This window comes from Shewanella sp. LC6 (assembly GCF_006385735.2).
GTDB classification, from domain to species: Bacteria; Pseudomonadota; Gammaproteobacteria; order Enterobacterales; family Shewanellaceae; genus Shewanella; species Shewanella xiamenensis.
The window spans coordinates 4,907,509-4,934,230 of sequence record NZ_CP043902.1 but is presented as its reverse complement, the minus strand read 5'-3'; the positions used below and the strand labels follow the sequence as shown (position 1 = coordinate 4,934,230).

At 47.2% G+C, this 26,722-nt stretch carries 22 protein-coding genes; 11 read left to right on the top strand and 11 right to left on the bottom strand.

The window, feature by feature from the left end; translation table 11 throughout:
- Nucleotides 1-10: 10 nt before the first annotated feature.
- The 6 genes from proB to FJD32_RS21980 all read right to left on the bottom strand — a co-directional run bounded on the left by proB (nucleotide 11) and on the right by FJD32_RS21980 (nucleotide 6,077).
- A complete protein-coding gene (gene proB, locus FJD32_RS22005; protein WP_069453941.1) occupies nucleotides 11-1,117 on the bottom strand; it encodes a glutamate 5-kinase in 1,107 nt (368 codons plus the stop codon).
- A gap of 9 nt (nucleotides 1,118-1,126) precedes the next feature.
- Nucleotides 1,127-2,623, bottom strand: coding sequence for a sodium/proline symporter PutP (gene putP / locus FJD32_RS22000; RefSeq protein ID WP_140907438.1), 1,497 nt, complete (start codon nucleotides 2,621-2,623; stop codon nucleotides 1,127-1,129).
- 3 nt (nucleotides 2,624-2,626) lie between these two features.
- On the bottom strand, nucleotides 2,627-2,803 hold the full coding sequence (locus FJD32_RS21995; RefSeq protein WP_181159862.1) for a hypothetical protein: 177 nt from the start codon (nucleotides 2,801-2,803) through the stop codon (nucleotides 2,627-2,629).
- 333 nt (nucleotides 2,804-3,136) lie between these two features.
- Nucleotides 3,137-4,492: a glutathione-disulfide reductase gene (gene gorA, locus FJD32_RS21990; RefSeq protein ID WP_055647509.1), complete on the bottom strand. Its 1,356-nt coding sequence runs from the start codon at nucleotides 4,490-4,492 to the stop codon at nucleotides 3,137-3,139.
- A 167-nt stretch (nucleotides 4,493-4,659) separates the two neighbouring features.
- Complete coding sequence (locus tag FJD32_RS21985; protein ID WP_055647508.1) at nucleotides 4,660-5,190, bottom strand: hypothetical protein; 531 nt, start codon at nucleotides 5,188-5,190, stop codon at nucleotides 4,660-4,662.
- 101 nt (nucleotides 5,191-5,291) lie between these two features.
- Nucleotides 5,292-6,077 (bottom strand): hypothetical protein, encoded by a 786-nt coding sequence (locus tag FJD32_RS21980; RefSeq protein ID WP_037427432.1) that lies wholly within the window; start codon nucleotides 6,075-6,077, stop codon nucleotides 5,292-5,294.
- Between the two features lie 268 nt (nucleotides 6,078-6,345).
- Here FJD32_RS21980 and prlC point away from each other — a divergent pair, with 268 nt between their 5' ends.
- The 3 genes from prlC (at nucleotide 6,346) to FJD32_RS21965 (ending at nucleotide 10,561) form a co-directional block, all read left to right on the top strand.
- Entirely contained in the window at nucleotides 6,346-8,385 is a 2,040-nt protein-coding gene (gene prlC / locus FJD32_RS21975) for an oligopeptidase A (RefSeq protein WP_055647785.1), read from the top strand.
- Between the two features lie 160 nt (nucleotides 8,386-8,545).
- The gene (locus FJD32_RS21970; protein ID WP_140906702.1) at nucleotides 8,546-9,928 is read left to right on the top strand and encodes an IS4-like element ISUnCu8 family transposase; all 1,383 of its coding nucleotides are present in this window, start codon (nucleotides 8,546-8,548) and stop codon (nucleotides 9,926-9,928) included.
- A 102-nt stretch (nucleotides 9,929-10,030) separates the two neighbouring features.
- Nucleotides 10,031-10,561 (top strand): thioesterase family protein, encoded by a 531-nt coding sequence (locus FJD32_RS21965; protein ID WP_037423843.1) that lies wholly within the window; start codon nucleotides 10,031-10,033, stop codon nucleotides 10,559-10,561.
- A 12-nt stretch (nucleotides 10,562-10,573) separates the two neighbouring features.
- Here the strand turns inward: FJD32_RS21965 and FJD32_RS21960 are convergent, their stop codons facing one another.
- The gene (locus tag FJD32_RS21960; protein WP_037423840.1) at nucleotides 10,574-11,221 is read right to left on the bottom strand and encodes a glutathione S-transferase family protein; all 648 of its coding nucleotides are present in this window, start codon (nucleotides 11,219-11,221) and stop codon (nucleotides 10,574-10,576) included.
- Nucleotides 11,222-11,426: 205 nt separating this feature from the next.
- On the opposite strand from FJD32_RS21960, the gene FJD32_RS21955 reads away from it, so the two are divergent.
- The gene (locus FJD32_RS21955; protein ID WP_037423837.1) at nucleotides 11,427-12,116 is read left to right on the top strand and encodes a DNA-3-methyladenine glycosylase I; all 690 of its coding nucleotides are present in this window, start codon (nucleotides 11,427-11,429) and stop codon (nucleotides 12,114-12,116) included.
- 104 nt (nucleotides 12,117-12,220) lie between these two features.
- On the opposite strand, the gene FJD32_RS21950 is transcribed toward FJD32_RS21955, so the two are convergent.
- Nucleotides 12,221-12,967, bottom strand: coding sequence for a TorF family putative porin (locus FJD32_RS21950; RefSeq protein ID WP_099458477.1), 747 nt, complete (start codon nucleotides 12,965-12,967; stop codon nucleotides 12,221-12,223).
- 767 nt (nucleotides 12,968-13,734) lie between these two features.
- Between FJD32_RS21950 and FJD32_RS21945 the strand changes: the two genes are divergently transcribed.
- The 4 genes from FJD32_RS21945 to FJD32_RS21930 all read left to right on the top strand — a co-directional run bounded on the left by FJD32_RS21945 (nucleotide 13,735) and on the right by FJD32_RS21930 (nucleotide 18,790).
- Entirely contained in the window at nucleotides 13,735-14,883 is a 1,149-nt protein-coding gene (locus FJD32_RS21945) for an efflux RND transporter periplasmic adaptor subunit (RefSeq protein ID WP_037423834.1), read from the top strand.
- 9 nt (nucleotides 14,884-14,892) lie between these two features.
- A complete protein-coding gene (locus FJD32_RS21940; RefSeq protein WP_037423831.1) occupies nucleotides 14,893-18,027 on the top strand; it encodes an efflux RND transporter permease subunit in 3,135 nt (1,044 codons plus the stop codon).
- A 134-nt stretch (nucleotides 18,028-18,161) separates the two neighbouring features.
- Nucleotides 18,162-18,437: a hypothetical protein gene (locus tag FJD32_RS21935; protein ID WP_099457213.1), complete on the top strand. Its 276-nt coding sequence runs from the start codon at nucleotides 18,162-18,164 to the stop codon at nucleotides 18,435-18,437.
- A 32-nt stretch (nucleotides 18,438-18,469) separates the two neighbouring features.
- Nucleotides 18,470-18,790 (top strand): hypothetical protein, encoded by a 321-nt coding sequence (locus tag FJD32_RS21930; protein ID WP_081990902.1) that lies wholly within the window; start codon nucleotides 18,470-18,472, stop codon nucleotides 18,788-18,790.
- 79 nt (nucleotides 18,791-18,869) lie between these two features.
- Here FJD32_RS21930 and FJD32_RS21925 read toward each other — a convergent pair whose 3' ends face one another.
- The gene (locus FJD32_RS21925) at nucleotides 18,870-20,477 is read right to left on the bottom strand and encodes an AbgT family transporter (RefSeq protein ID WP_099457214.1); all 1,608 of its coding nucleotides are present in this window, start codon (nucleotides 20,475-20,477) and stop codon (nucleotides 18,870-18,872) included.
- 476 nt (nucleotides 20,478-20,953) lie between these two features.
- Between FJD32_RS21925 and FJD32_RS21920 the strand changes: the two genes are divergently transcribed.
- The 3 genes from FJD32_RS21920 to FJD32_RS21910 are packed head-to-tail and all read left to right on the top strand — an operon-like array spanning nucleotide 20,954 to nucleotide 23,319.
- Complete coding sequence (locus FJD32_RS21920; RefSeq protein WP_037423819.1) at nucleotides 20,954-21,520, top strand: LemA family protein; 567 nt, start codon at nucleotides 20,954-20,956, stop codon at nucleotides 21,518-21,520.
- A gap of 48 nt (nucleotides 21,521-21,568) precedes the next feature.
- Nucleotides 21,569-22,597, top strand: coding sequence for a DUF3137 domain-containing protein (locus FJD32_RS21915; RefSeq protein WP_099457215.1), 1,029 nt, complete (start codon nucleotides 21,569-21,571; stop codon nucleotides 22,595-22,597).
- Complete coding sequence (locus tag FJD32_RS21910; RefSeq protein ID WP_037423814.1) at nucleotides 22,597-23,319, top strand: lytic transglycosylase domain-containing protein; 723 nt, start codon at nucleotides 22,597-22,599, stop codon at nucleotides 23,317-23,319. Before FJD32_RS21915 ends, FJD32_RS21910 begins: the two co-directional genes overlap by 1 nt.
- Before the next feature lie 111 nt (nucleotides 23,320-23,430).
- Here the strand turns inward: FJD32_RS21910 and rlmJ are convergent, their stop codons facing one another.
- A complete protein-coding gene (gene rlmJ, locus FJD32_RS21905; RefSeq protein WP_037423811.1) occupies nucleotides 23,431-24,276 on the bottom strand; it encodes a 23S rRNA (adenine(2030)-N(6))-methyltransferase RlmJ in 846 nt (281 codons plus the stop codon).
- A gap of 92 nt (nucleotides 24,277-24,368) precedes the next feature.
- Nucleotides 24,369-26,633 carry a GGDEF domain-containing phosphodiesterase gene (locus tag FJD32_RS21900; protein ID WP_099457216.1) on the bottom strand — a complete coding sequence of 755 codons (2,265 nt, stop codon included), beginning with the start codon at nucleotides 26,631-26,633 and terminating at the stop codon, nucleotides 24,369-24,371.
- Nucleotides 26,634-26,722: the final 89 nt, after the last annotated feature.

Genomic DNA, 26,722 nt, shown 5'->3' with positions numbered 1-26,722 from the left:
GTTTCTCCACTCAAATGGATTTAAGAATGGCGATATTCTTATCGGAAATGATGGGGCCGGTTTTTTGCTGGAATTCACTGGCAAACGCCTGATCATCCTGCTCGGTAATAAAACTCAGTAGGCAACTGCTGTAGTTAGATTTGGCTTTTGCTAACTTAGTGCCATCGCCTTTACGCACCAGAATGGTGTCGCCCACTGAGAAATCCCCTTTGACTTCAACCACATCATCACTGGTTAATTGCTCGCTGTGCTGATCGAGTGCGAGGTCAAAATCATCCTCGACGATCACTTCGCCCTGCGCTTGCGAGGTGTGGGTCATCCAATGCAAATGCTCCTGCATCGGTTTTTCGTAGGGGGTAAAGAGGGTGCCCGGATTTTGCCCCTTTAGCAGCTGGCTAAAGGAATCGGCATTAAAGCCATTGATAATAAAGGTCTCAATGCCGTGTGAGATGGCTTTTTCGGCAGCTTGGATCTTAGTGCGCATGCCTCCAGTACCAACATCGCTGCTGGCGCCTCCCGCCATCGCATAGATATCGGCATTGATTTCAGTGACTTGCTTTATCAACTTGGCATTGGGATGTTCGTGGGGATTTTGATCATAGAATCCATCCACATCCGAGCAAATGATCAAGGTGTCGGCATCGGCCGCAGCCGCCACCATGGCCGAGAGATTATCGTTATCGCCAACCTTGAGTTTGTCGGCGGTCACGGCATCATTCTCATTGATGATCGGCATTAAACCGTGTTCGAGCAGGCTAAAAATGGTGTCTCGAATACTGATATAACGCTCGCGATTACGTAAATCGCCATGGGTCAGCAGCAGTTGGGCGGTAGGAAAATCAAATAGCTTATTCCACGTCGCCATCATATCCGCCTGACCCGCAGCCGCCATGGCCTTTTTTACCGTGACACTCGGCTGAGCTTGGCCACCAAAATGATGCCAACCAGCGGCAACCGAGCCGGACGAAACCAATACCACTTGGATACCTTGGACGCGGCAGTAAGTAATAAACTGCGCGATACCCAAGAGATAATGGCTGCTGCAACCTTGCTTGTGGGGCGCGATTAAGGCGCTCCCCACTTTGACGACGATACGTTTACGGGGAGAGTCTGTCATAGCGCCTCCTTAGCTTTCCTCGGCCAGCACACGACTGGCCTGATGGAACTGCTTAGTGGTTTTAGCGCAAGGGTCGTTATCGAATTTGCTCACCAGATAAATCACTGTGCTGCTGACAACAAAGCCTGGGATCATCTCATACACTAAGCTACTCAATGCCTTACCATCGGCAAGCACGGGGGCATAAATCCAAAAGAGTACCGTGAGCGCGCCCGAAATAATCCCCGCAATCGCCGCTTTATGGGTGAGGTTAGCTTTATACAAACTAAACAGCACCAGCGGACCAAAGGCGGCACCAAAGCCTGCCCACGCATTACTTACGAGGGAGAGGATGCTGTTAGAGCGATCAAGCGCCAATAGCGTTGCGACAATGGCCACACCTGCGACACCATAACGACCCATTTTTACCATCTCTTGCTCGCTCGCTTGTTTCTTCGACAGGGTGCGATAAATATCTTCGGTCAGCGAACTCGACGAGACTAATAGCTGCGATGAAATCGTGCTCATAATGGCTGCGAGAATCGCTGCCAGCAGGAAGCCGCTGATTAAGGGCTGGAACAGTAGCTCTGAAAACACGATAAAGATGGTTTCAGGGTCTGACAGTTTCATCCCAAATTTATTGGCGTAGGCGATACCGACCAAGCCCGTCGCTAGGGCGCCGATAATGGTCACTGTCATCCAACTGATGCCGATGCGGCGTGCGGTTTTAATGTCGGCGACCGAGCGGATCGCCATAAAACGCACAATAATATGCGGCTGGCCGAAATACCCGAGTCCCCACGAGAGGCTGGAAATTAAGCCAAGCAGGGTCACATTTTGCATCGCGTCGGTAAAATGCGGAATCGACTGATAGGCAAAGTTCATCATACGGTCCGCGCTGGTAAATTCTTGATATGCCACGAAAGGCACTAAGACCAAGGCGACAAACATAATGCAGCCTTGCACAAAGTCGGTGAGGCTAACGGCTAAAAATCCCCCCAGCAGAGTGTACGACACCACGACGGCTAAGGTGACCACTAGGCCTATGTCGTAGTTCAGCCCAAAGGCGGATTCGAACAACTTGCCGCCCGCGACTAATCCCGCCGAGGTATAGAGGGTGAAAAAGATCACTATGATGGCGGCGGCAATAATGCGAATGCTGTTATCGGCCTGACCAAAGCGTTTGGCGAAGAACTCTGGAATCGTCAGCGCGTTATCGGCGACCTCGGTGTAGACCCGCAATTTAGGGGCGACCACCAGATAATTGATTAGAGCACCAATTAATAATCCGAGGGCGATATACAGGGTTTCAAACCCCACCAGAAACATAGCGCCGGGTAGGCCCATCAGCATCCAGCCACTCATATCCGAGGCGCCGGCCGAGAGTGCTGTGACGTGCGGGCTCACTTGGCGGCCACCCAAAATGTAGCCAGAGACATCATCGGTCGACTTACGATAGGCGAACAAACCAATAGCGAGCATGGCAATAAAATAAATTGCCAATGAAACGTAAGAGAGGGAATTCATCGATTATTTTCCTCCTAACGCTTTGTTATTTTGAATGAAGCTCGGTTTCAAAATGACAAAGAGATAGGTACTTAGAATGGCGAACAGGCAGAAATATTGTAGTGTTCCATGCAGGCGTTCCCGGTTGGAACGGATGATCTGTGAGATGGGGTTTTCATCTGCAGCATGCTTAGCTGACATAATGCCTCCTTGATGTATTTAGGGTGAACAATAGTTAGTGTTATAACTATAATAAGCTCTTTATTAGCAAAACATCAAGTTGAAATGCCCATTTTGCATACTTTTGGTTGGCGTAAAGCAAGGGAAATTGATTTGAATACTGATAAATTTATCTATGCTTTTAACCGAAAATTGGGGCTAAAGAGTGGGATGTTAAGAGCGGATAAATAGACGGAATGACCTAGCGTTGAACATAAAAAAAGCGGCGCTGAGAATATCAGAACCGCTTCTATAAAATTATAAAATGCAACATTCACAGGCTATAGAGCCTGATTTAAGGATTGAGTCATGCGCTTAGCGCATGGTGACAAATTCCTCAGCTCCTGTGGGATGGATAGCGACAACGGCATCGAAATCGGCTTTGGTGGCGCCCATTTTCATGGCGACGCCAAAGCCTTGGAGAATTTCGTCCATACCAAAGCCAATACCATGAATACCAACCACTTTCTCTTCTTTACCGGCGCAGACTAGCTTCATCTTACAGGCCTGACGGTGGCTAGTGACGGCGGTATACATGGAGGTGAAACTGGAGGTGTAAACCTTCACATTGTCATCGCCATATTGCGCGCGGGCTTCTGGCTCGGTTAAGCCCATAGTGCCAATCGGTGGATGGCTAAAGACCACGGTTGGGATTTGACTGTAATCCATTTTGGCATCGCTCATGCCGTTAAATAGGCGCTCGGAGAGTAAACGGCCCGCTTTAACTGCAACAGGAGTCAGCTCCACACCGCCCGCCATAATATCGCCCACGCAATAAATGCCTTTGTGGGTGGTATTTTGCTGCGCGTCGGTAATCACATAGCCTTTGCTATCCAGTTGCACATCGGTGTTTTCTAAACCGATATTGCCCGTCGCGGGTGAGCGGCCAATGGCCCAAATCAGGCAATCGACGGTCACGCTTTCGCCATTTTCGAGGCTCAGAGTCAGGCTGTCGTCGGCATTTTTTACCACAGATTGTGGGACGCTGTTGGTATGCAGACTTGGGCCTTCGGTCTTCATGGCATCGACGAGGGCGTCGATTAGCATAGGATCGAAGTTACGCAGCGGCGCATGTTTACGCACAAACAGGTGAGTCTCACTGCCAAGTGCGTGTAACACGCCAGCGACTTCGACGGCGATATAGCCAGCGCCGACGACTGCGACACGTTTAGGTTGTTCGCGCAGGGCGAAGAAACCATCGGAATCAATGCCGTATTCGGCACCAGGAATGTTTGGAATAGTTGGTGCGCCGCCGGTAGCGATCAGGATGTGGTCAGCCGTGTAGTGCTCGCCATTCACTTCAATGGTGTTGCCATTAACGAAACGGCCATAACCATTGAGCAGGGTGACTTTGTTATTGGTAAAACCGCGACCGTAGGCCTCGTGGATGCGACCAATATAGGCTTCGCGGCTGTTTACTAAGGTGTTCCAATCGAATTTGTTGACTGAAACATCAAAGCCATAATCTTTGGCGTAGAGGTTCATGGCTTCGGCGATATGCGCGCCATACCACATGACTTTTTTGGGTACGCAGCCCACGTTTACGCAGGTGCCGCCGACGTGTTTCGCTTCGATGAGAAGCACTTTAGCGCCACGCATGGCAGCTCGGTTAGCTGAGGCGATACCGCCGCTGCCTGCGCCTAGGCAGATATAGTCAAAATGTTGAGCCATGAGTTTCTCCGTCTAACTCTAAGAATGAGGTGCTTAATAGCAGAAGGTCATTGTAGGTTGGAATGGGTTTGCAGACCAGCCCATTAAGTCGCCATGGTATAGACCTTGGTTTGCCACAAAAAATCTCCATGAAGCTGAGATTTTATCCCTTGGCGGTTAGCTTAAGCTTAACGGCGATATTGGCAGCGATGGTAATCATCAGGGTTTGGTCCTTCTACGCCGCATTTAAGGCATTGCCACTCCTGCTTGCGAGCATTGAGCTCATCGCTATGGTAGTCGGCGGCTTGCTCTCGCTTATTGCCGATCTGGGTTTCGAGCTGTGACATGCGCGCATCAAGCCAACGGCAACTAGGATCGTTAGCGACTTTATCTCTGCTGGCGAGTTGTTGCTTGCGACTCAATTTTTTATTTTTAGTCTTAGTAGATTGCGTCTTGTTGGTCTTTGTTTTTGGGGACGTATTGTCAACATTGACGGTGGGAGGTGAATAATCCAAAGCGCTTTGCTCTGCGGGAATGGGCAGCGGTTTACCTTGACTGTCGAGCAGAGTCCCCAGTGGTAGTGAGTCAGTCGTGCTACTTTTTGACAGAAATTCTAATACTAATTCAGGCTCGTTCTCGGGTGCCGCTAAGGATGGCAGAGTACAAAATGCTAGTGTAATAAATGTGTTCGTGAGTATTTTAAACTGATGAGCCAACATTCCCTGTGCCTCGCTAAATCAAGGTCGTTCCATCGACATCTTGAGTGTAGTTTGGGCGGGAACGGTTTGCCAAGTCGAAGGGGAGTTAGGCCGAGTAACGCTTAGAAGCTGATATTAAAGTGGATGCCCGCATAGGTTTGATCCTGTGAGCTAAAGTCGCCATTCGTGGCCGCTTCTTGCTCTATATCTGCCTGCGCAATACTGTGGCTAATATGGCCACTAATATTCATATTCTCGGTAAGGTTATAGCTTGCTTCTAGCCCAAACTGGAGATGATTTCTACCATTGTGCTCTTCTGTTCGATATTTAAAATCAACGCCTTGTGTTACGTAGGGGGAGAGTGTGAATTGCTCTGTAACTTGCCAATAGCTGTGTAGGCTCAGTTCCACAAAATAGCCCGCCGCCTCGGTGGAGTAGACATAACTCACGGAAGGCACTAGCCAAGGCTTGGCGGTGTAAGCCAATTCAGCAAACAGTTCGTTATCCTGACAGCGGCTACTGCTATAGCCTTCAATACGTTGATAGCCAAGATTCGCTTCTAAATGTTCACTTAAATCCAAAGCGTATTCTAGGCCAATATTCCACTCAGTATAGGCTTGGCTATCACCACGGCCAACGAGGGCATAGGTGGTGAGATTGCCGTATTGAATACTGGTATTCATCCAATAAATACCGCCTTTAGCCAAGTTATTGCGCCCCTGCGAAACATACTTGCTATCCCAGCCTAAATCGATGTTAGCAGTTAAAGGCACGTTAGCCGCAGATAATTTGCTGTTTAATATCCCTTCGGTTTGCGCCAAGCTCTCGTTGGCCAAACATGGATGGCTAAAGCAAACTAAGCTAATGGCGCCTACGGCGCTAATGATGGATTTAACTGATGCTGCCATAAATAAGCCAATCTAATTGAAAATATAGAATATGCACTGATGTTAGCCTATATACATATAAGCGTTAATGAGAATGGATTTGATTTGCGATCAAACTATCAAGATTCAAAGGGTAAATTTAGTGTAAATCCTAATTGAGAGCTGGTTCACTTTTTTATTGATGAAATGGCGTTAGGCCTACAAACGAAGATAGCAATCGGTTTTCTCGCCTTGATAAATTGAACATAAGCCCTTATTTATTAGCTACACAGATTGTAGAGGAATCATTATGAGCAACCCTTTGCTTAACGGCGCTGCATTACCGCTTTTTTCACAGATTAAACCTGAACATATTCAAGTTGCCGTTGAGCAAGCCATTGCTCAGTGTCGTGCCAAGATTGATGAAGTGCTGCAAAACCCTGGGCCTTTTACGTGGGATAACTTAGTCGCCCCTCTGGAGCAAGTAGATGATGAGTTAAGCCAAATTTGGTCACCCGTCTCCCATATGAACTCAGTGGTGAGCACAGATGAATGGCGCTCGGCCCATGATGCTTGTTTGCCACTGTTATCCGAATACGGCACTTACGTTGGCCAACACCAAGGGTTATACGAGGCCTACAAATCGCTGCGTGCATCGGCAGAGTTTGCTCAATTAAGCCAAGCACAACAGATGGTGATTGAGCACAGCTTACGCGACTTCGAGCTTTCGGGTATCGGCTTAGACGATGCGCAAAAACTGCGTTATGGTGAAATCGTTAAACGTCTTTCTGAACTTACCAGCGGCTTTTCCAATCAACTGCTCGATGCAACCCAAGCCTGGACTAAGTTAATTACCGATGAGGCAGAACTCGCTGGCTTGCCCGATTCAGCTAAAGCGGCCGCAAAAGCGATGGCCGAGGCCCGCGCATTAGAGGGCTGGCTATTTACCTTAGATTTCCCTTCCTATTTACCTGTGATGACCTACAGCGAAAACCGCAACTTGCGTGAAGAGTGTTACCGAGCCTTCGTGACTCGCGCCTCGGATCAAGGTCCAAATGCGGGCGAATTCGATAACGGTCCATTGATGGATGAAATCCTCGCACTGCGCCATGAATTGGCACAGTTGTTAGGCTTTGATAGCTTTGCCGAAAAATCCCTCGCCACGAAAATGGCTGAAACGCCTGCGCAGGTGATGGCCTTCTTAAATGAATTGGCGCTGCGTTCAAAAGACCAAGCCAAGGCCGAATTAGCCGAGTTAAAAGCCTTTGCACTGGAGCATTATGGTGTGAGCGAGATGGCTTCTTGGGATTTAAGTTTCTACGCTGAGAAGTTACAGCAACATAAGTATGAGATTTCACAAGAGTTGCTGCGCCCTTACTTCCCTGAAGATAAAGTGCTATCAGGCTTGTTTTACAGTGTCTCACGCCTATTTGGCTTAAAGATTGTTGAGCAAACCGAGTTTGACCGTTGGCATAAAGACGTGCGTTTCTTCGATATTTTTGACGAAACGGGCGAGCACAGAGGCAGTTTCTATTTAGACTTATACGCCCGCACTGGTAAACGCGGCGGCGCTTGGATGGATGATTGCCGCGTGCGCCGTCAAACCGCCAATGGCCTACAAAAACCCGTTGCCTATCTCACTTGTAACTTCAATGGTCCAGTTGATGGTAAGCCTGCGCTTTTCACCCACGATGAAGTGACGACCTTATTCCATGAGTTTGGCCATGGCATTCATCATATGCTGACCAAAATCGATGTTGCTGGCGTATCAGGTATCAATGGTGTGCCATGGGACGCGGTCGAATTACCTAGCCAATTTATGGAAAACTGGTGCTGGCAAGAAGAAGCCTTAGCGGAGATCTCCGGTCACTACGAAACCGGTGAACCTTTACCAAAAGCGATGCTAGACAAGATGTTAGCGGCGAAAAACTTCCAATCCGGCATGATGATGTTGCGCCAGCTCGAGTTTTCACTGTTCGATTTTAGACTGCACCACGAATACGACCCTGCAAAAGGCGCGCGTATTCAGCAGACCTTGGACGAAGTGCGTCGTCAGGTGGCCGTGTTAATTCCGCCAGCATTTAACCGTTTCCAACATGGTTTTGCGCATATTTTTGCCGGCGGCTATGCTGCGGGTTATTACAGCTACAAGTGGGCCGAAGTGCTGTCGGCGGATGCGTTTTCTCGCTTCGAAGAGGAGGGTATCTTCAATCCTGATACGGGCCGTAGCTTCCTGCACAACATCCTCGAAATGGGCGGTTCTGCTGAGCCTATGGACTTGTTCAAACAGTTTATGGGACGCGAGCCGAGTATTGATGCGCTGCTGCGCCACTCTGGGATTGCCGCTTAAGCCATACTAAATAGCTGTGCTTGAGCATAAAAAGGCGCCGAATGGCTGTCTCTCATACACAAATCCCTGAACAATGCTCAGGGATTTTTTTTGAACTCATTCCCCGCATTGTGATCAGATCGTCTAGGGCTAAATATTCGAGGCGATTATGATGAAGATGATGGATCCAGAGCAGTGGGCGCAATGTCAATTTGGGCACGCAAACCTCAACGACCCAAGACGTACACAAAGACTTGTTTCACTGGCTACCTCTATTACCCAACAACCCGGAGTTGCCGTGTCCAGACTTCCCTTATCCCCCGCTGAGATGGAAGGGGCCTACCGATTTATCCGCAATGAGAATATTCAAGCCAGTGATATTGCTGAAGCGGGTTTTCAAGCCACCGCGCAGCAAGCTCGAGAGCATGACATCTTGTTAGCACTAGAGGATACCACCTCGCTGACTTACAAGCATGACAGTGTCAGGGAGGAGTTAGGTCATACCAATCAAGGGGATAAAAACCGTGCCATTCTGGTGCATTCAATCTTGCTGTTTTCACCGCAAAGCCAGCAAGTCGTTGGGCTGATTGAGCAACAGCGTTGGACGCGGGATATCACTAAGCGCGGGCAACGCCGCCAACATGCTACTCGCCCTTACGAGGAAAAAGAGAGCTACAAATGGGAACAAGCCTCCGCCAATATGTCTGCCCGTTTAGGCGAGCATATCAACAAGGTGATTTCCGTCTGTGACCGTGAGGCTGATTTGTTTGAATATCTGACCTATAAAACCCAGCACCAACAGCGCTTTGTCGTCCGCTCGATGCAGAGTCGATGCATTCAAGAGCATGCACACAAACTCTATGACTACTCGAACACATTACCGCTTGCAGCGACGAAATCTCTCCTCATTCCTCAGAAAGGCGGAAGGAAAGCCCGGGCGGTGACGCTGGAAATGAGATATGCCCGAGTGACCCTTAAAGCTCCAGCCAACAAACGCACTCAGGCAGACATCCCTCTGTATTACGTCAGTGTCGTAGAGCAAAGTCATCGTGAAGAAAAACTGGCATGGCACTTACTCACCTCCGAACCTATCACATGCTCGAAGGAGGCACTGGAGGTTGTCGGCTATTACGAGCGCCGTTGGTTGATTGAAGATTACCACAAGGTATGGAAAAGCAGTGGCACCGCGGTGGAAGAGCTGAGAATGCAGTGCCGTGAGAATCTGGAGCGTATGAGTGTGATACTGGCTTTTATCGCCACACGCTTACTCCAGCTTCGCTTTATGAAGGTATCCAAAGCGGAAGTGGCAGCACAATGTTGTGAAACGCTATTGGGTCAGAAAGCGTGGAAATTACTTTGGCTGAAAATGGAGGGACGTCCGTTACCTCAACAGGCACCCGATATGCAGTGGGCGTACGAGCGTCTGGCCAGATTAGGGGGTTGGAAAGATACCAAGCGGACAGGTCGAGCTTGTGTAGAGGTATTGTGGGAAGGATGGTTTAGGTTACAAACCATCCTTGAGGGTTACGAATTGGCCATGTCTCTCAATCACGAAGACTTGTGATCAAGAGACAGCCGAATGGCGCCTTTTTTGTGAGCTAGATCTCGCTTGCCCTCTGGTATGACCTCTGTTAGCCTGTGGCTCTTCTTTTTAGGGCTACTGCATATGAATCTGTATTTCCGTTTGTTTTGGTTGTTATTTTGGCGCACGCGCCATTGCCGTAAGATTGATTTTTTGGGGACGAGCCGCATTACTTATCGCGCGTTGCCCAGTGATTGCGATATCAATTTCCATCTCACTAACTCCCGTTACCCAGCGTTTATGGATCTGGCACGCACCTATATGTTGGCCGAAATGGGGTTGCTGAAGCGTTTCCTCAAATTAAAATGGATGCCAATTGTTAACGCCGCCGAATTTACCTATATCCGCGATATCAAGCCCTTAAAAAAGTTTGAGATTGAAACCAAGGTCGTGGGCTGGGATGAAAAATATTTCTATATTGAACAACGCTTTATCAGTGAGCGCGGCCTACATTGTATAGTGCATGTGCGTGGTGTGTTTGTGTGTAAAGGTAAGCAAGTGCCTTTAGAGGTATTAGTTAAAGAAGCAGGCTATACCGATCCGGCTCCAGAGTTACCGCCCGAAGTGGTGAAATGGAAAGCATTTTTACAATTAAAGAAAGAGCGTAATCTTTAGGACGCGCTGGTACTAGGGAATACTCCTAATCCCAGTGTCTTCTTCCATTTCGGCTAGTAGCACTTCTTCAAGCACGAGTGTCCAGGCGCCGCGAAGCTGCGCCTGTTGCCAATAACGGACTAACTCATCTAAATCCAATAGGTTTAAGTGAGCAAAGCTGTAGCTTAAGCAGGGGATCAGTGCACAGTCGGCTAAGGTAAAACTGTCGCCACACACCCAATGATTTTGACTAAGATGGCTATCTAAGCGTTGAAATTGGGTAAGCATTTGCTTTTCAATCTGCTTGATTTCGAACTCATGCCCATCAGGGGCATACTTTAATTTTTCTAATTGGAATAGTGGGTTATTGATATCAAAATCAATAATGCGATCGAATAGGCGCACCGCCAAATTCCGTTCAGCCTCCGCGGGTAATAACTCTGTACCGTTTTGAAAATGCCTGTCTAAGTATTCAATAATAATGCTGGATTCGGGGATCAGTTGGCCTTCTTGCGTTTTGAGCAATGGCAGTTTGCCAGGAGGATAAAATTGCTGGAAGGCCTTGCGTGCCAGTGGGTCGCGTAAATCAGTGATCCGCGGATAAAAGTTCGCTTGTTTCTCATAGAGAGCAATTAATACTTTCTGTGAATATCGTGATAACGGATGATAGAAAAGCTCCATAGGTACCGACCCCATAACCACTGCATTTTTTGACTCTACGCCTTAACTTTAGTCGGTATCAACATGCGTGCAGTGGGAATTTCTTCAAAGGGCCAGAAATGGACGTAAAACAGGTTTTCCATACGGAATGATCCCCGTGGGCTCAAATTCGGTACTATTAACGCCTAGAAACGCTAGTGAAATATCGATAATCAAAGGTAACAGCATGAGCCAATTAGAAAGTTTCTCATCCATCTATGCCAGAGCGAGTGAGCGAAAAGGCGGTAAAAAGGGACTCGAAGCCTTACTTCCTGGGTGCCTAACGAGTGCTGAAATTCGTCAATACGATGATGCTACGCTGCTTTCGGCCATGAGCCGACAAGTGTTCCAGAGTGGTTTTGTCTGGCGCGTGGTCGATAATAAATGGCCTGCTTACGAAAAATCCTTCTTTCATTTTGTGCCCGAGAAGGTATTAATGTTGTCACCCGAGCAGATCCAAGCTCGCGCTGCGGATGCGACCTTGATTCGCCACCTAAAGAAAACCCAAGCAATTTATGATAATGCTTTGATGATCCATGATATTGCCCGCGAACATGGCAGCTTGGCTAAGCTGATTGCTGACTGGCCGACCGAAGATATCGTCGGACTCTGGGCGTTCTTAAAGAAGCGCGGCGCTCGTCTCGGTGGCAATACGGGGCCGTATTTCTTACGTGGAATCGGTAAGGATACCTTTTTGTTAACCGATGATGTGCAAGGCTATTTTAAAGCGCACAAGCTGGTAGATGCCGGCTTTAGCTCGCAAACGGCGTTAAAACAGGTACAGGCCGTGTTCAATCAATGGCAACAGGAGTCGGGCCGTTGTCTTGCGGATATCAGCCGGGTGTTAGCCTGTAGCGTGGGTGATAATCGTATTTAGATAAAAAAAGACCAGCCAAATTTGGCTGGTCAAGGCTCGATATTTCAAGCAATTGGAGTACTGCAGGGAAGCAGCGGGATGAACGTATAAGCAAAAAAACAGGATTAGAAACTTTTACTGATCCCAATGACGACTCTGTCATCGAAGATTTCAGTTTGTGTACCATAGACTTTATGGTCAGTGTCGACAGTGCTGCCGTGGTAGCGTAAATCGAAGTTAAGACCGTAATAGGCTTTGCTTAAACCTATGTTCCAGTGGCCCCAACCTTCAGCACCATCACCCGTTAGGTCTTGATAACCCACAGATGCTGAGATTTTTACACCGTTGTCAAAGCTATAGCTGGGGTGTAGAGCGTAGTTCACCCCGTGCCAGCCATCGACACCAAACCAGTCATCCACCGTTGGGGTGACTTCGAGTTGCAGGTTGGCTCGACCGAATTGTTTACCCACTTTTAGCCATAATTCGGTGTAGTTGGAATAGGAAGCTCCGGGGTAAAGGTATGAAAACAGCATGACATCATAGGTAAAGCCAGAATCGCCAAACTCTCCCGCTTTACCAATAAAAGGCGCGGTAACAATTTCTAAGTTTGGGTCAGCAAACTTAATGTTGGAGCTAAATACCCCAGCATACCAGCCTTGATTGTGGTTCCAACTTAATGTGCCTTGGACGACCGGAATATCGCCATCTAAGGTCTCGGATTCACCACGAAACACATAGTCCGAAGCAAAATTAACATTGCCGTTAAGGGTGCCACCAAAGAGTTGATTATCTTCAGCAGCGTGGGAGCTGGCCGCCAAAGAAAGTAACGCCCCAGTGAGCAGCAATTTAGTACGAGTCTTCATAATCATCATCTCAAAGTGATTGGAAATTGTTAGCGCACCTATATCGTAAAAATAAATTGTTAATAGCGGTGCCGCCTGGGATGAACCAATAACGAAAAGATATGAATGAATGTGAATAAGCAGCGAAATAACAGGGTCAATAAAAGCGTAATTTATAAAACTGCATTTTTTTGGGAAGCTGAGTTTCATTAAATGGGGTGCAAAATGTAATATCCAATTTGCGCTATACAACGCTTGGTCATAAAATGTCGCGTCCAAAGGTTTGAATATCTATCGTTTCCCTGACCCATTTGTAACAAGGATTTACGTAGCAATAGTATGCATTCGGATAGCAAGGTATGGTCATTCCATGCTTGATCCAATATGACCACACAGGGGTTATATATGCACAAAACCTTATGTAAAAGCTTGTGCTAATATGCCCTAGCTGTATCAAATAAATGTTTACTCAGGTTAATCGAGTATAAACATTTGTGTCGCCAAACATGTTTGCAACATTTTTGATATAGAGTAGGCTGAATAAGTGCTTTGTATCGTATAACGCTAACAATCTTATCTACAGTTAACATACTTCTTAAATAGGATAACAATTCTACTAATAAGGTATTGGCAAAGGTGTGAATATTTTCATTAGTTTACACTTTTGTTTGTTTATCTTTCTTGTTGATCCTTATAGGGTATACGATAAGTAATAGCTTTGATTTTAGTTATAATTATGGCCGTGAAATCATCCATATTGTGTGAACACGGTGGCGTTAAAATTTAAAGGAGTTCTCATGCGGCAGACAATTAAACTTGCCTCAGTAATCAGCGTGGCGTTGTGGATGGCAGCTTGTAGCCCTCAAGAGGATAAAGCCGCTCATGGCGGCGCGGGGCCGCAGAGCATGGAAGTTGGGATAATCAAAGTGGAGGCTAAGCCACAGGTTATCCAAGTCGAGTTACCGGGTCGTAGCAAGGCATTTCTTGAAGCCGAAGTTCGTCCTCAAGTGAATGGCATTATCACTAAGCGTAGCTTTGTCGAAGGCGGCAATGTGAAGCAAGGCGAATCTCTTTATCAAATTGATTCTGCGCCTTATAAAGCTGCACTTGTCAGTGCAAATGCTGACTTAGCTCGAGCAAATGCAAGCCTTGCTTCTGCTAAGGCAAAAGCGGCTCGTTATCAGCAGTTAGTTAAAACTAACGCAATCAGTAAACAAGATTTCGATGAAGCCGAAGCCGCTTACAAAGAAGCGCTGGCCAGCGTGACTGTAGCAGAAGCGGCGATTAATACTGCGAAAATCAATCTTCAATACACTGAAGTATTAGCGCCGATTTCAGGCCGTATCGGTAAGTCGAGTGTAACAGCGGGTGCGCTAGTAACGGCTAACCAAAGCCAAACTCTGGCAACCATTCAACAGCTTGATCCTATCAATGTGGATATCGCTCAATCGAGTGCTCAGCTGTTACGCCTAAAAGCCAAGCTGAAGCAAGGTAAGCTGCAGGCGGCGGATAACGCTGACGTGCAGTTAGTCTTAGAAGACGGCACGATTTATGGTCACAACGGTAAGCTGCAATTTGCTGAAGTGAGCGTGGATGAAAATACTGGCTCAGTGATCCTACGCGCCGAGTTCCCTAACCCAGATGGCATCTTACTGCCTGGCATGTATGTTCGTGCTGTATTGAATACCGGTACCGATCCTCAAGCCATCCTAGTGCCGCAAAAAGCCATTACCCGTAACGCTAAGGGTCAGGCCGTGGCGATGGTGGTGAACGATCAAGGTCTAGTGGAAGCAAAAATTGTTACCACAGCGGAAGTTATCGACAATCAATGGCGTATTACTGCTGGTTTAGAAGCGGGCGATAAGTTGATTGTGGAAGGATTACAAAAGATCCGTCCAGGTGCACCAGTCACCACCAAAGTTATTTCTGAAACCCAAGCAAAATAGGGCATAGCTATGGCACGTTTTTTTATTGATCGTCCCATCTTTGCGTGGGTGATCGCCTTAATCATTATGTTGGCGGGGATTTTATCGATCCGATCCCTGCCAGTCTCGCAGTACCCCAGTATTGCGCCACCGACAGTAGTGATCAGTGCGAACTATCCAGGTGCATCGGCCAAAATCGTTGAAGACTCAGTAACTCAGGTGATTGAGCAACGTATGAAGGGTATCGACCACCTACGTTATATCGCTTCAACCAGTGATAGCTTTGGTAACGCATCGATTACCTTAACCTTTAACGCTGAGGCCGATCCGGATATCGCGCAGGTTCAGGTACAAAACAAGTTACAGGGCGCAATGACCTTGTTACCACAAGAGGTTCAATCTCAAGGGGTTAACGTTAACAAGTCAAGCTCTGGCTTCCTGATGGTATTGGGCTTCGTATCGACCGACGGTTCTTTGGATAAGGGTGACATCGCCGACTATGTGGGCGCTAACATCCAAGATCCTATGAGCCGTGTACCGGGCGTGGGTGAAATTCAGATTTTCGGTGCTCAGTACGCGATGCGTATATGGTTAGACCCGCTGAAACTGACTCAATATAACCTCACTAGCTTAGATGTGGTGAGTGCTATCCGCGCGCAAAACGCACAGGTATCTGCCGGTCAACTCGGTGGTACGCCATCACTGCCAGGACAAGAGCTAAACGCGACCGTATCGGCACAGAGCCGTCTGCAAACGCCAGAACAATTCCGCAAGATTATTCTTAAATCCGATACGTCGGGTGCGAACGTGTTCTTGGGTGATGTGGCGCGTGTCGAGTTGGGTTCAGAAAGTTATGCCGTAGAGTCTCTGTATAACGGTAAACCTGCCTCGGGTATTGCGATTAAGCTGGCAACCGGTGCTAACGCCTTAGATACGGCGGCAGCGGTTCGCGCTAAAGTGGAAGAGTTGCGTCCCTTCTTCCCTGCTGGGTTAGATGTGGTTTACCCCTACGATACAACACCATTCGTTGATAAATCGATTGAAGGCGTAGTCCACACTCTGCTTGAAGCGATCGTACTGGTGTTCGTCATCATGTATCTCTTCCTGCAGAACTTCCGTGCGACTTTAATTCCAACGATTGCAGTACCTGTGGTATTGCTGGGTACCTTTGCGATTCTGTCGGCAACGGGCTTCTCCATCAACACCCTCACCATGTTTGCAATGGTACTGGCGATTGGTCTACTCGTGGACGACGCGATTGTGGTGGTTGAAAACGTTGAGCGGGTGATGGCCGAAGAGGGCTTAAGTCCACTCGAAGCGACCCGTAAGTCGATGGATCAAATTACTGGCGCGTTAGTCGGTATCGGTCTGACCTTGTCTGCGGTATTCGTACCTATGGCGTTTATGTCGGGTTCTACTGGGGTAATTTACCGTCAGTTCTCGATCACTATCGTTTCTGCGATGGCGCTGTCTGTGCTGGTGGCCTTGATTTTAACCCCCGCACTCTGTGCGACTATGCTCAAACCGTTGAAGAAGGGTCATGGCCATATCGAAACGGGTTTCTTCGGTTGGTTTAACCGTGGTTTCGATCGCTTAACGAACCGTTACGAATCGAGCGTGGCTGGCATTGTGAAGCGTGGCTTCAGGGTCATGATGATTTACGCTGCATTAGTGGTGGCAGTGGGCTGGATTTTCATGCGCATGCCAACGGCATTCTTACCAGACGAAGACCAAGGTATCTTGTTCACGCAGGCAATTTTGCCAACCAACTCTACCCAAGAAAGCACCATGAAAGTGTTAGAGAAAGTCTCTGATCACTTTATGGCTGAAGAAGGCGTAAGGTCGGTATTTAGTGTTGCGGGCTTCAGTTTTGCGGGTCAAGGCCAGAACATGGGTATTGCCTTCGTTGGCTTGAAGGATTGGTCAGAGCGTGAAGCGCCAGGTATGGATGTTCAATCCATTGCGGGCCGCGCTATGGGTGTATTCAGCCAAATGAAAGAAGCCTTCGTATTCGCCTTCGTACCGCCAGCGGTCATCGAGTTGGGTACGGCCAATGGTTTCGATATGTACCTGCAAGATAAAAACGGCCAAGGTCACGATAAGTTAGTGGCGGCGCGTAATCAATTGCTGGGTATGGCAGCTCAAAATCCAAACCTTGTGGGGGTTCGCCCTAATGGTCAGGAAGATGCGCCAATTTATCAATTGCACATTGACCATGCTAAGTTGAGCGCATTAGGCGTTGAGATTGCTAACGTTAACAATGTGTTGGCAACGGCGTGGGGTGGTTCTTATGTTAACGACTTTATCGACCGTGGTCGTGTTAAAAAGGTATTTGTGCAAGGTGATGCTCAATACCGTATGCAGCCAGAAGACCTAGACACTTGGTATGTGCGTAACAACAAGGGCGATATGGTGCCGTTTTCAGCCTTTGCGACAGGTTCTTGGGAATACGGCTCACCACGTCTAGAACGTTTTAACGGTTTACCTGCGGTGAATATTCAAGGCGCGACAGCACCTGGCTTTAGTACTGGTGCGGCCATGAATATTATGGAAGACCTAGTTAAACAGTTACCACCGGGCTTTGGCATCGAGTGGAACGGCTTATCCTATGAGGAGCGTTTATCGGGTAACCAAGCGCCTGCGCTATATGCGTTGTCGATTCTGGTGGTATTCCTCGTATTGGCTGCACTGTATGAGAGCTGGTCAGTTCCGTTTGCGGTAATCCTAGTGGTTCCGCTAGGTATTATCGGTGCCCTGCTGGCGATGAATGGCCGTGGCTTGCCAAACGACGTGTTCTTCCAAGTAGGTCTGCTGACGACCGTTGGCTTGGCAACCAAGAACGCCATCTTGATTGTGGAATTTGCGAAAGAGTTCTACGAGAAAGGGGCGGGTCTGGTTGAAGCGACGTTACATGCTGTACGTGTGCGTTTGCGTCCGATTCTGATGACATCGCTCGCGTTTGGTTTGGGGGTTGTGCCGTTAGCCATTAGTACGGGTGTAGGTTCAGGTAGCCAGAATGCCATCGGTACAGGTGTACTTGGCGGTATGATGAGTTCGACGTTCTTAGGTATCTTCTTCGTGCCACTGTTCTTCGTTATTGTTGAGCGGATCTTTAGTAAACGAGAGAGAAAAGCGAAAGACGAAAAGCCAACATCGGCGGAGTAATCTAACGTTCTAATCAAAGCCCTGTATTTACAGGGCTTTTTGTTGGGCGAAAAATATTATCGTTACAAGGATGGATAGCTACCTTGAATCAATTCGGGCATATTAAATGAGTCAAGATAAAAAGGGAGTAGGTGATGTCGGCAGTCAGTAAGGATCAATTAATCAAATTAGAGGTATCTCTCGCAAAGGGAAAGTGGTATTTCATTTTGGTGATTGGCGTACTGTATTGGGGGAGTGTGACGTCACTTTTAGTGGCGGGGTTTCAATACTTCACCGCTGAGACGCCATTTTGGCAGGCAATGAAAGTCGCACTATATATTTATCCCGCGAGTGGCGTGCTATTTGGCTGGACGCTATGGATGCAGTTAAATCACAGAAGAGATAAACTGCGCGGCAAATCTCGTCCATAATCAATACATAGCGCTGGCGTAGGAGCAAAATCGTGTCATCGGTGAGCAGTCTTATCACTAAGCAACTTGTCGTAGCGATGATTTGCCATGCTATCGCTATTGGCATTTTGGCCTATGGTGCCTATGAGTTTTATCTTGAGCAGCTTGTCGTCCCCGAGCTCATCCGTAGTGTTGCCGTAGCGGTATTTTTTATCGGCATGGGACTCGAACCCAATATGTTTTTTACACCGTTAAGTCAGGTCATGACCCAAGCCGACGATAAGTCGCCTAAGTCGAAATTACAAACGATGGTGTTTAACTTTGGGGTTTTCTTACTGATTTGTGGCTTTTTAATGGAATGGTTGTACGACTAGCCCGTTAAATCTGTCCATGAAAAAGGCGCCGAGACTAGCTGCGACGCCCTAATCAACCTAGCGAAAGTTAAACTCGTGCCTAAGGCGTGTAGTAAGTTGCTGCCCCCGGCCCTACAGGTAAACCAAAACCGAATACCCACAGAAAGAAAAACGCCGTCCAGCCGATGAAGAACACTAAGGTATAAGGCAGCATAGTGGCGATCAGTGTGCCTATGCCGAGGTTTTTTTGATAGCGACAGGCCACCGCTAAAATCAATCCGAAATAACTCATCATTGGCGTGATTAAGTTAGTTACCGAATCCCCAATACGGTAGGCCGCTTGAATGGTTTCTGGCGCATAGCCAACCAACATCAACATGGGCACAAAAATGGGTGCGGTAATGGCCCACTGTGCTGAAGCACTGCCCAGCATTAGGTTGATAAAACCGCACAGCATAATAAAAAACAGGAACAGGATTGGCCCAGTTAACCCTATGGATTGCAAGGCATCTGCGCCCAGCACGGCTAACACGGCGCCGAGATTACTCCAGTTAAAGAAGGCCACAAATTGTGCCGCAAAGAACACCAGTACGATATACAGTCCCATTGTACTCATACTGTGCGACATGGCATTGATAACATCTTTATCGTTATTAATACTACCTACCACTTTACCGTAGACAAAACCCGGGATCGCAAAACAGATAAAGATAAAGGCGACGATGCCTTTGAGGAAGGGTGAGCCCGAAACCAGACCGGTTTTAGGATCGCGCAGTGGTGCACCCTCTGGCACGACAGATAGCGCAAGGATCACCGCCAACACCAGCATTGCTAATCCCGCCCACTTGAGGCCGCGTTTTTCCAACTCAGTGACATTGCCCATGGATTGATGCACGGTTTCATCGGCATCATCGCCCTGATACTTGCCCAGTTTGGGCTCGACAATTTTCTCGGTTACAAAGGCGCCGAGGAAAGTGATCACAAAGGTCGAGACAAACATAAAGTACCAGTTAACCTCGGGGCCGACGTTGTAGTCGGGGTCGATCATCCGCGCCGCCGCTTCAGTTATGCCCGATAATAGTGGATCGACAGTACCTAGCAATAGATTTGCGCTGTATCCCCCTGATACTCCTGCAAATGCGGCGGCTAAGCCTGCTAATGGATGACGGCCTAAGGAATGAAAAATCATCGCCGCCATGGGAATTAATACCACATACCCAAGCTCTGCCGCGGTGTTTGACATAATTCCCGCAAACACGATAGTCACTGTCACTAAACGCTTTGATGTTCCCATAACGAGTGCGCGCATGGCGGCGGATAATAGTCCTGAACGCTCGGCGATACCCACACCCAGTAGGGCAACCAGAACCGTGCCCAAGGGGGTAAAACCGGTAAAGTTAGTGACTAAGTTGGACACTATCATCCGCAAGCCTTCGGCATTCATCAGGCTAACCACATGGATAAGTCCATCGGCACCTCGGCCGTGGGCGCCCTCGGGGCGTGGATCGGCCACCGTCAACTCAAAGTAACCAGCAATGCCAGACACCAGAATCACAGCGACACAAAATAGAGCAAACAGGGTAATAGGGTGTGGCAATAAATTACCTAACCGTTCGACAATATTCAGAAAGCGTACAAACCAGCCACTTGAGTTGATGTCATGTGGGGGCGGTGTCTTTATGGGAATATGATTGGATTTCAAACTCATGCCTTGCCTCTGTCGACCTTTGCTAGCGCATTTTTATCCGTGAGCTGAATCGATGCGGCGTGACTTGGCTGAGGAGCCTCTCGCTCAAGTGATTGGATTAACGCTAAGGTAAAAGTGAAAAAATTGGCCGAAAAGTATGATGCTTGTGCTTTAAATAAAACTTAAATGAGGCTAGAGCAGTATATAGGCAGATTTTGGATAAAAAAATGGACTCACGGGGAGTCCAGTATTCACGAGCAAAAAGGTTGCTCTAAACGTTGTGCAAATTAACTATAGCTTAGTTTTTCTGTATCCAAGCTGAATGTTTTCAATCAATTCGGGTTTAATCTTGTCACAAAAAATCTTGGGTCAGAGGCTCTTACCTGTGCAGTAAAAGATAACATTTCATTGCACTAGCTAACGCTTTAGATGAAATTCTTGCTTATTTATGGTTAGCTGTAGCCATTAAAAACAATAATAAACACTAAGGATGGAAGATGGACAAACTGTTACTAGGATTAGCGCTGATTTTTATCGTGACCTATCTTTGGTATGTCAGCCTAGTCAAAAAACGCAATACCGCCCTTGAGGCTCTGTCGGGGATCGATGTGCAGTTGGCTAAACGCGCCGATCTCGTGCCCAATATCCTCAAAATCGCCAAGCGATTTATGGATCATGAAAAGTCATTGCTCACTGAAATTACTGAGCTACGCACGCAATTAACCCGTCATTACAACAAGACTGACCCCAATGCGGTTAAAGAGCATATTGCACAAGCCGAGCAGTTAAATGACAAAATGGCTACATTGATGGTTAATGTTGAAAACTATCCCGAGCTGAAGTCCGACAACACTATGCTTGAAGCCATGCAAACCTATAACGAGGTCGAAGCACATATTTCGGCGGCTCGTCGTTTCTATAACTCAGCGGTGTCGGAGTTAAATACAGCCGTTGAAATTTTTCCCGGGTCGATTATTGCGTCAATGGCTAAGATTAAAGTGATGCCATTTTATGAAGTCAGTGAGGCATCTAAAGCACCAATAGACGCGGCAGATTATCTGTAATCTTTAATATTTGCGGGGGTAAAATACCCCCGTAAAATAACGATCTCAATGAATATACTCACCTTTATCTTGGGCAGTCCCATCAAGGCACAGCGACAGACAGTAAAACTGTCGGCAGAGCCTGCGGATAGGGAGTCGCTGCAACAGTACTATGATTCCCACCTTGCACCGCTTGCCGCCCGTTATGAAACCAAGCGCGTAGCGAGCCTGAAGGCAGCACGTCAACGCTTGTATCTCAGTTTAGTGATTGTTGCAGGTCTCGTACTATTAACGATATTGGGACATAGCCGTGGGCTGGTGTTGTTTCCGCTACCAATGATTGCACTGCTGGTATTAGGTTTTTGGAGTTTTACCCCGACAAGGCAGTTTACGCGTCAAGTACAGCAAGAAATCTATCCCATCATGTTTAAGTATTTTGGTGAAGACTTTATCTATAATCGCGAGATGCGCCTTGATATGAATCGGCTCTCGGCGGCAAAAGTCTTACCTCATTACGACAAGGTGAGTTTTGGTGACTATATTCACGGTCAATACAAAGGGGTAGAACTAATCGTCAATGAGTTAACTCTGACCAAAGATGTGCGAGTGGAAGAGTGGGACGGTAATAAACGCAGAACCGTAACCCGCACTGAAACCCGTTTTCGCGGCACTGTGGTCGAGCTCAGTAGTCACAAGCAGTTTATCGGCCATACCGTGGTATTAAAGGATCGTGGCGGATTAGCGAATTTCTTATCCGACAGTCATTCGGGGCTGCAAAGAGTGCGACTAGAAGACCCCTTGTTTGAAAAAGAGTTTGATGTGTTTTCAACAGATCAAATTGAATCACGTTATTTGCTCAACACCGCTTTTATGGAGCGATTACAGCAACTGGCAAAGGTCTTTGCTGGTGATATCCAATGTGCCTTCTTTCGCAACCGGCTGATCCTATTTTTGCCCAATCGTAGGAGTCGTTTCCAAATGCGCTCTATCTTTGATAGTGCGAATTTTTCGACAGAATTTAGCCAGTTAAACCGTGAGATGAAGCAACTCTTTGCTATTATTGAAATACTTAAACTAAACGAATACACGGGACTTTGATGATAGCAATGCACCAACCACCTACTTACCTTAAGTCGATTGCGCTATATGGGCTCGGCTTATTGTTAACTTGGGGGAGCTTTGCAACCGTGTTCGCCGAAGAGGTCAAACCGACTAAGCCGCGCATTGTGGCGCGCTATTCTGACAGTGGCATCGTCAGCGCGGAAGGCCAAGAAAAATTTAAGGTTTATCAATATCAACAGGCCAATGGCGTAACGGTTTTTACCGATAAAGCGCCATCGAGCAGCGATTACCAAATCCTACTGTACGATTGCTTTGCTTGTCGCCCAGACTCGACTATCGATTGGAATGGTATTCGGTTGTTTACCCGTAATTACGAGAGTTTAATCAGCCGTGCGGCCCATAAACATCGGTTAGATCCTGCACTTATCCGTGCGGTTATCCATGCTGAGTCAGCATTTAATGCTAGAGCGATATCCCGCTCGGGGGCTATGGGATTAATGCAATTGATGCCCGAAACCGCCAAAGAGATGGGTGTGACTAATGCCTTTTTGCCAGAGGAGAATATTCTCGGTGGCAGTAAGTATTTGGCGCAAATGCTAAAACAGTTCAATGGGGATATTGCGCTGGCCTGTGCGGCCTATAATGCTGGGCCTACAACTGTGACTCAGTACAACGGTATTCCGCCCTATCCAGAAACCCAAGCCTACGTAGAACGGGTGCAAATTCTGCTCAAGCGTTACCGCAGCACTAAGGTATAAGGTTCGCTGTAACTATCGATATTCTGCTTTAACAACAAACGCAGCGGGACAAGTAAAGTATCCGCTGCGCTATGTTGCAGCTTCATAATGTTGAAGCCAATCTGGCTGAGCTTATTCGCCAACTTCCCATTTTACACTGACATGACCATCTGCTTGGCCTAAGGTTTTACCTAAGTAATCGAGCATTTCGGTAGCAATTTCATCCAGTTGCCAAGGTGGATTGATCACCCATAGTCCTGCGGCAGTCATGCCAAACTCGTTAGAATCGGGCTTGATGGCTTGCTCGATACGTAGTTGGCGCTTAATACCGCTAGTGGCTAAGCGGGAGAGCATTTCTTCTGTTTGCGCGCGGTTGACTACCGGATACCAGAGCATAAATACGCCCGTGGCAAAGCGTTTGTGCGCCTTGATTAACGTGTCGGCCACTGTTTGATAGTCGGTCTTAATCTCATAACTGGGGTCAACAAGTACCAGTGCGCGGCGCTCTAGTGGCGGTACTGCGGCAATCAGCCCTTTTAAGCCATCGCCTTTAATCACTTTAACTTGCTTATCTTGTTCGAAATACTCATCCAGTAGCAGATGATCGGTACCGTGCAGCTCGTGCAGTAGCATACGATCCTTTGGCCCAAGATCCATATCGATAAAGGCTGGCGAACCTGGGTAAAAGTTCAGTTCTTCTGGATTGTCTTCATTAAAATGACGCACCGCATCTATATAATCTTGCAAGGATTTGGGCAGATCGGTTTTGTCCCACAGTTTTGCTACCCCGTCGAGATATTCACCTGTCTTTTGGGCAAACTCATCCGTTAACGCATAACCGCCTGCACCCGCATGGGTGTCGATATACACGAGCGGTTTGTCTTTTTTATGCATTAACTGCAAGGTTTGCAGCAACATAGCGTGTTTCAGCACATCGGCATAATTGCCGGCGTGATAACCGTGACGGTAACTTAACATGGGGGATCCTAGTTATTTGCAAACAAAGCAAAGGGAGGCAAATGCATGTCGGCAATTATACCTAGGATGCCCTATGGCGTAAAATTAATGCCTCACTTCGCCCGTTTTTTATGGGTGAGCCAATGTGAAGGGGTTTGCATCTGGAAGGTTTTTAGCCAAAGCCCAGCGGGGGCGGGTTTACCAAATAAGTAACCTTGAAACTGTTCACACCCTAGTGCGGTCAGTTGCATTAATTGCGTTTCGGTTTCGATCCCCTCAGCAATGACATTCAGGTTTAAACTTTTAGCTAATAAAATTGCGGCGTTGACAATTTGAGTATGGCGCTCGCTAATGCCGAGCTGGCTGACAAAGTAGCGATCAATTTTGATTGTATCGGCGCTTATGTCAATCAGCTGGCTTAAGGAAGCATGGCCTGTGCCAAAATCGTCAATCGCAATGGATACGCCCATACGAGCAAGAGTGTTTAAACGTCTGCCAGTTTCTTTATATTTTGAAAATACTGAAGTTTCTGTAATTTCAATTTCTAATAATGGGATGAGTTCAGGATGATTCATATAGGTTTGGATCAAGACTTTAAAGAAGCGATCCGACAGTATATCTTGCCCTGACAAGTTGAAAGCTATCCTGACCATAGGGACATTTTTTGGCCAAGCACGGATCAGTTGGAGTAACTGTCTAAGCACTTTCATCGCAAAAATCGCCTGTAATTGTGACGACTCTATAATGGGGATAAAGGTGCTTGGCATGATCATGCTGCCGTCTTTATCGAACATTCTGGCGAGCGCTTCAAAGCTAATGATATGGCCATCAGCCATCACTTTAGGCTGTAACCACATTTCAAGACGGTTGTGTTTTAACGCATCGCGGATTTTACTTTCTTGCGAGGAGGCCTCAAGCAAATTGTTAATCAAACCAACGTAATACACCATGACAGGGTTAGCTTGGGTGGTTTGTTTGATGGCAATTAAGCATTGCTCGGCGGCTTGCTGCGGCGCGGATTTATTACCTGAACAGCAACCTATTCGACATTCGAGATGATATTCAATCTGCTGTTCTTGCTTCAGTTTTAAACTGGTTGGTATGCGTTGCCGCAATTGTTGTGCAAGCGTCTCTGGGGAGATTAACGGTAGTTCGGTGAATTCTAGGGCAAAGGATGCGCCCCTAAAGCGGTATATTTTGGCCTGATGGCCGACACGTTCTTTCAGTTCTATGGCAAAGGCTTTTAGAATTGCATCACCAACGCCGATCCCAAATGCGGCATTGATTTGGCTGAGATTATCTATCTTAACTAAAGCGACGGTCATTGCTTGATGTGTCGCGCTTGGAGCGGGGTTATACCAATGGTTCTCGTTGGGTAAACCCGTGACTAAATCATAATAATGAGTGCTGATATGGTGCTTTTTAAGTCGACTTAATTCAAGCGCATGATTGGTTTGCGCCGTGATATCGTGACAGTGAAATAACAAGGTATCGTGGTGCTCCAATGAGGCTTTTTGCAGGAGATATCGATTGCTTTGGTTGTTTTTTAAACGGGTCTGAAATGACGCGGCGAGTAAATTGACGCTGGCATCTTCAGTTAAATCAAAAATGTCACATAGGCGAGTGCTATTGAGTGTGATATCGGTAGCAATGTTCTTTGCCGCATTATTTAGGTTGAGAATCACCCCATCCTCATTACAGAAGAAAGACGCTGTGCCATTATTCTCAAAAATCTCAGCATATTGATCTAAGGTATGTTGCAGTGCCTTTTGATGCTTAATCATCTGCTGTGCATGGATTTTTTGGGTTTTTAACAGCCGCATTGCCGATAAGGGGATACAGATATTAAAAAACATAAACAGTAACCCGTTTAGATAGGCGTGAGTTGCGGGCAGGCTAATATCCACATCGACAAGGGGCGGGAGGTTTTGGTTACGCAGCAATAATAAAAAAGGCAACACATTGAAGCACATCATCCAGCAGGCGACTTTTCTGCCAAACAGAAAAAGCGCCATCAGCGGCAGCGTATACAGAAAAGTAATACCCGCCTGCGACAAATTGAAATTAGGTACAAACAACAAGATAGACAAACAGGCTGCAACCACCATGACCAGCAAGCTGATTGAACTCGCCAGTAAACATCGACGGGTAAACCATAGCGCAAGAAATAGCACAGTTAAAAAACTGACCGTGATGCCAATAATAAAACTGAGGTTGAGTTCATATGCAATCAATGAACTGTGCAGCACTATGCTGGTGGTCAATACTGCACCACTTAGCAAAATAATCCGCAATAAACTGGTTTTTAATATGGTTCTATCAGGGTTTAAAAAGTCTTGCTCTCTGATAAACAAAAAACCTTTCAGCCAGTTAAGCAAAAAATGTCCTTATTCCATACGGAAGTCGCTAAGGTTGACTGGGAATAAGACATATAACATAAATCGCTAATTTGTTACATAAATAGATT

Bases quoted from the DNA above. Each gene is read 5' to 3' on its own strand.
- proB (WP_069453941.1), bottom strand. From the start codon at position 1,117: ATGACAGACTCTCCCCGTAAACGTATCGTCGTCAAAGTGGGGAGCGCC.
- putP (WP_140907438.1), bottom strand. From the start codon at position 2,623: ATGAATTCCCTCTCTTACGTTTCATTGGCAATTTATTTTATTGCCATG.
- FJD32_RS21995 (WP_181159862.1), bottom strand. From the start codon at position 2,803: ATGTCAGCTAAGCATGCTGCAGATGAAAACCCCATCTCACAGATCATC.
- gorA (WP_055647509.1), bottom strand. From the start codon at position 4,492: ATGGCTCAACATTTTGACTATATCTGCCTAGGCGCAGGCAGCGGCGGT.
- FJD32_RS21985 (WP_055647508.1), bottom strand. From the start codon at position 5,190: ATGTTGGCTCATCAGTTTAAAATACTCACGAACACATTTATTACACTA.
- FJD32_RS21980 (WP_037427432.1), bottom strand. From the start codon at position 6,077: ATGGCAGCATCAGTTAAATCCATCATTAGCGCCGTAGGCGCCATTAGC.
- prlC (WP_055647785.1), top strand. From the start codon at position 6,346: ATGAGCAACCCTTTGCTTAACGGCGCTGCATTACCGCTTTTTTCACAG.
- FJD32_RS21970 (WP_140906702.1), top strand. From the start codon at position 8,546: ATGGATCCAGAGCAGTGGGCGCAATGTCAATTTGGGCACGCAAACCTC.
- FJD32_RS21965 (WP_037423843.1), top strand. From the start codon at position 10,031: ATGAATCTGTATTTCCGTTTGTTTTGGTTGTTATTTTGGCGCACGCGC.
- FJD32_RS21960 (WP_037423840.1), bottom strand. From the start codon at position 11,221: ATGGAGCTTTTCTATCATCCGTTATCACGATATTCACAGAAAGTATTA.
- FJD32_RS21955 (WP_037423837.1), top strand. From the start codon at position 11,427: ATGAGCCAATTAGAAAGTTTCTCATCCATCTATGCCAGAGCGAGTGAG.
- FJD32_RS21950 (WP_099458477.1), bottom strand. From the start codon at position 12,967: ATGATGATTATGAAGACTCGTACTAAATTGCTGCTCACTGGGGCGTTA.
- FJD32_RS21945 (WP_037423834.1), top strand. From the start codon at position 13,735: ATGCGGCAGACAATTAAACTTGCCTCAGTAATCAGCGTGGCGTTGTGG.
- FJD32_RS21940 (WP_037423831.1), top strand. From the start codon at position 14,893: ATGGCACGTTTTTTTATTGATCGTCCCATCTTTGCGTGGGTGATCGCC.
- FJD32_RS21935 (WP_099457213.1), top strand. From the start codon at position 18,162: ATGTCGGCAGTCAGTAAGGATCAATTAATCAAATTAGAGGTATCTCTC.
- FJD32_RS21925 (WP_099457214.1), bottom strand. From the start codon at position 20,477: ATGAGTTTGAAATCCAATCATATTCCCATAAAGACACCGCCCCCACAT.
- FJD32_RS21920 (WP_037423819.1), top strand. From the start codon at position 20,954: ATGGACAAACTGTTACTAGGATTAGCGCTGATTTTTATCGTGACCTAT.
- FJD32_RS21915 (WP_099457215.1), top strand. From the start codon at position 21,569: ATGAATATACTCACCTTTATCTTGGGCAGTCCCATCAAGGCACAGCGA.
- FJD32_RS21910 (WP_037423814.1), top strand. From the start codon at position 22,597: ATGATAGCAATGCACCAACCACCTACTTACCTTAAGTCGATTGCGCTA.
- rlmJ (WP_037423811.1), bottom strand. From the start codon at position 24,276: ATGTTAAGTTACCGTCACGGTTATCACGCCGGCAATTATGCCGATGTG.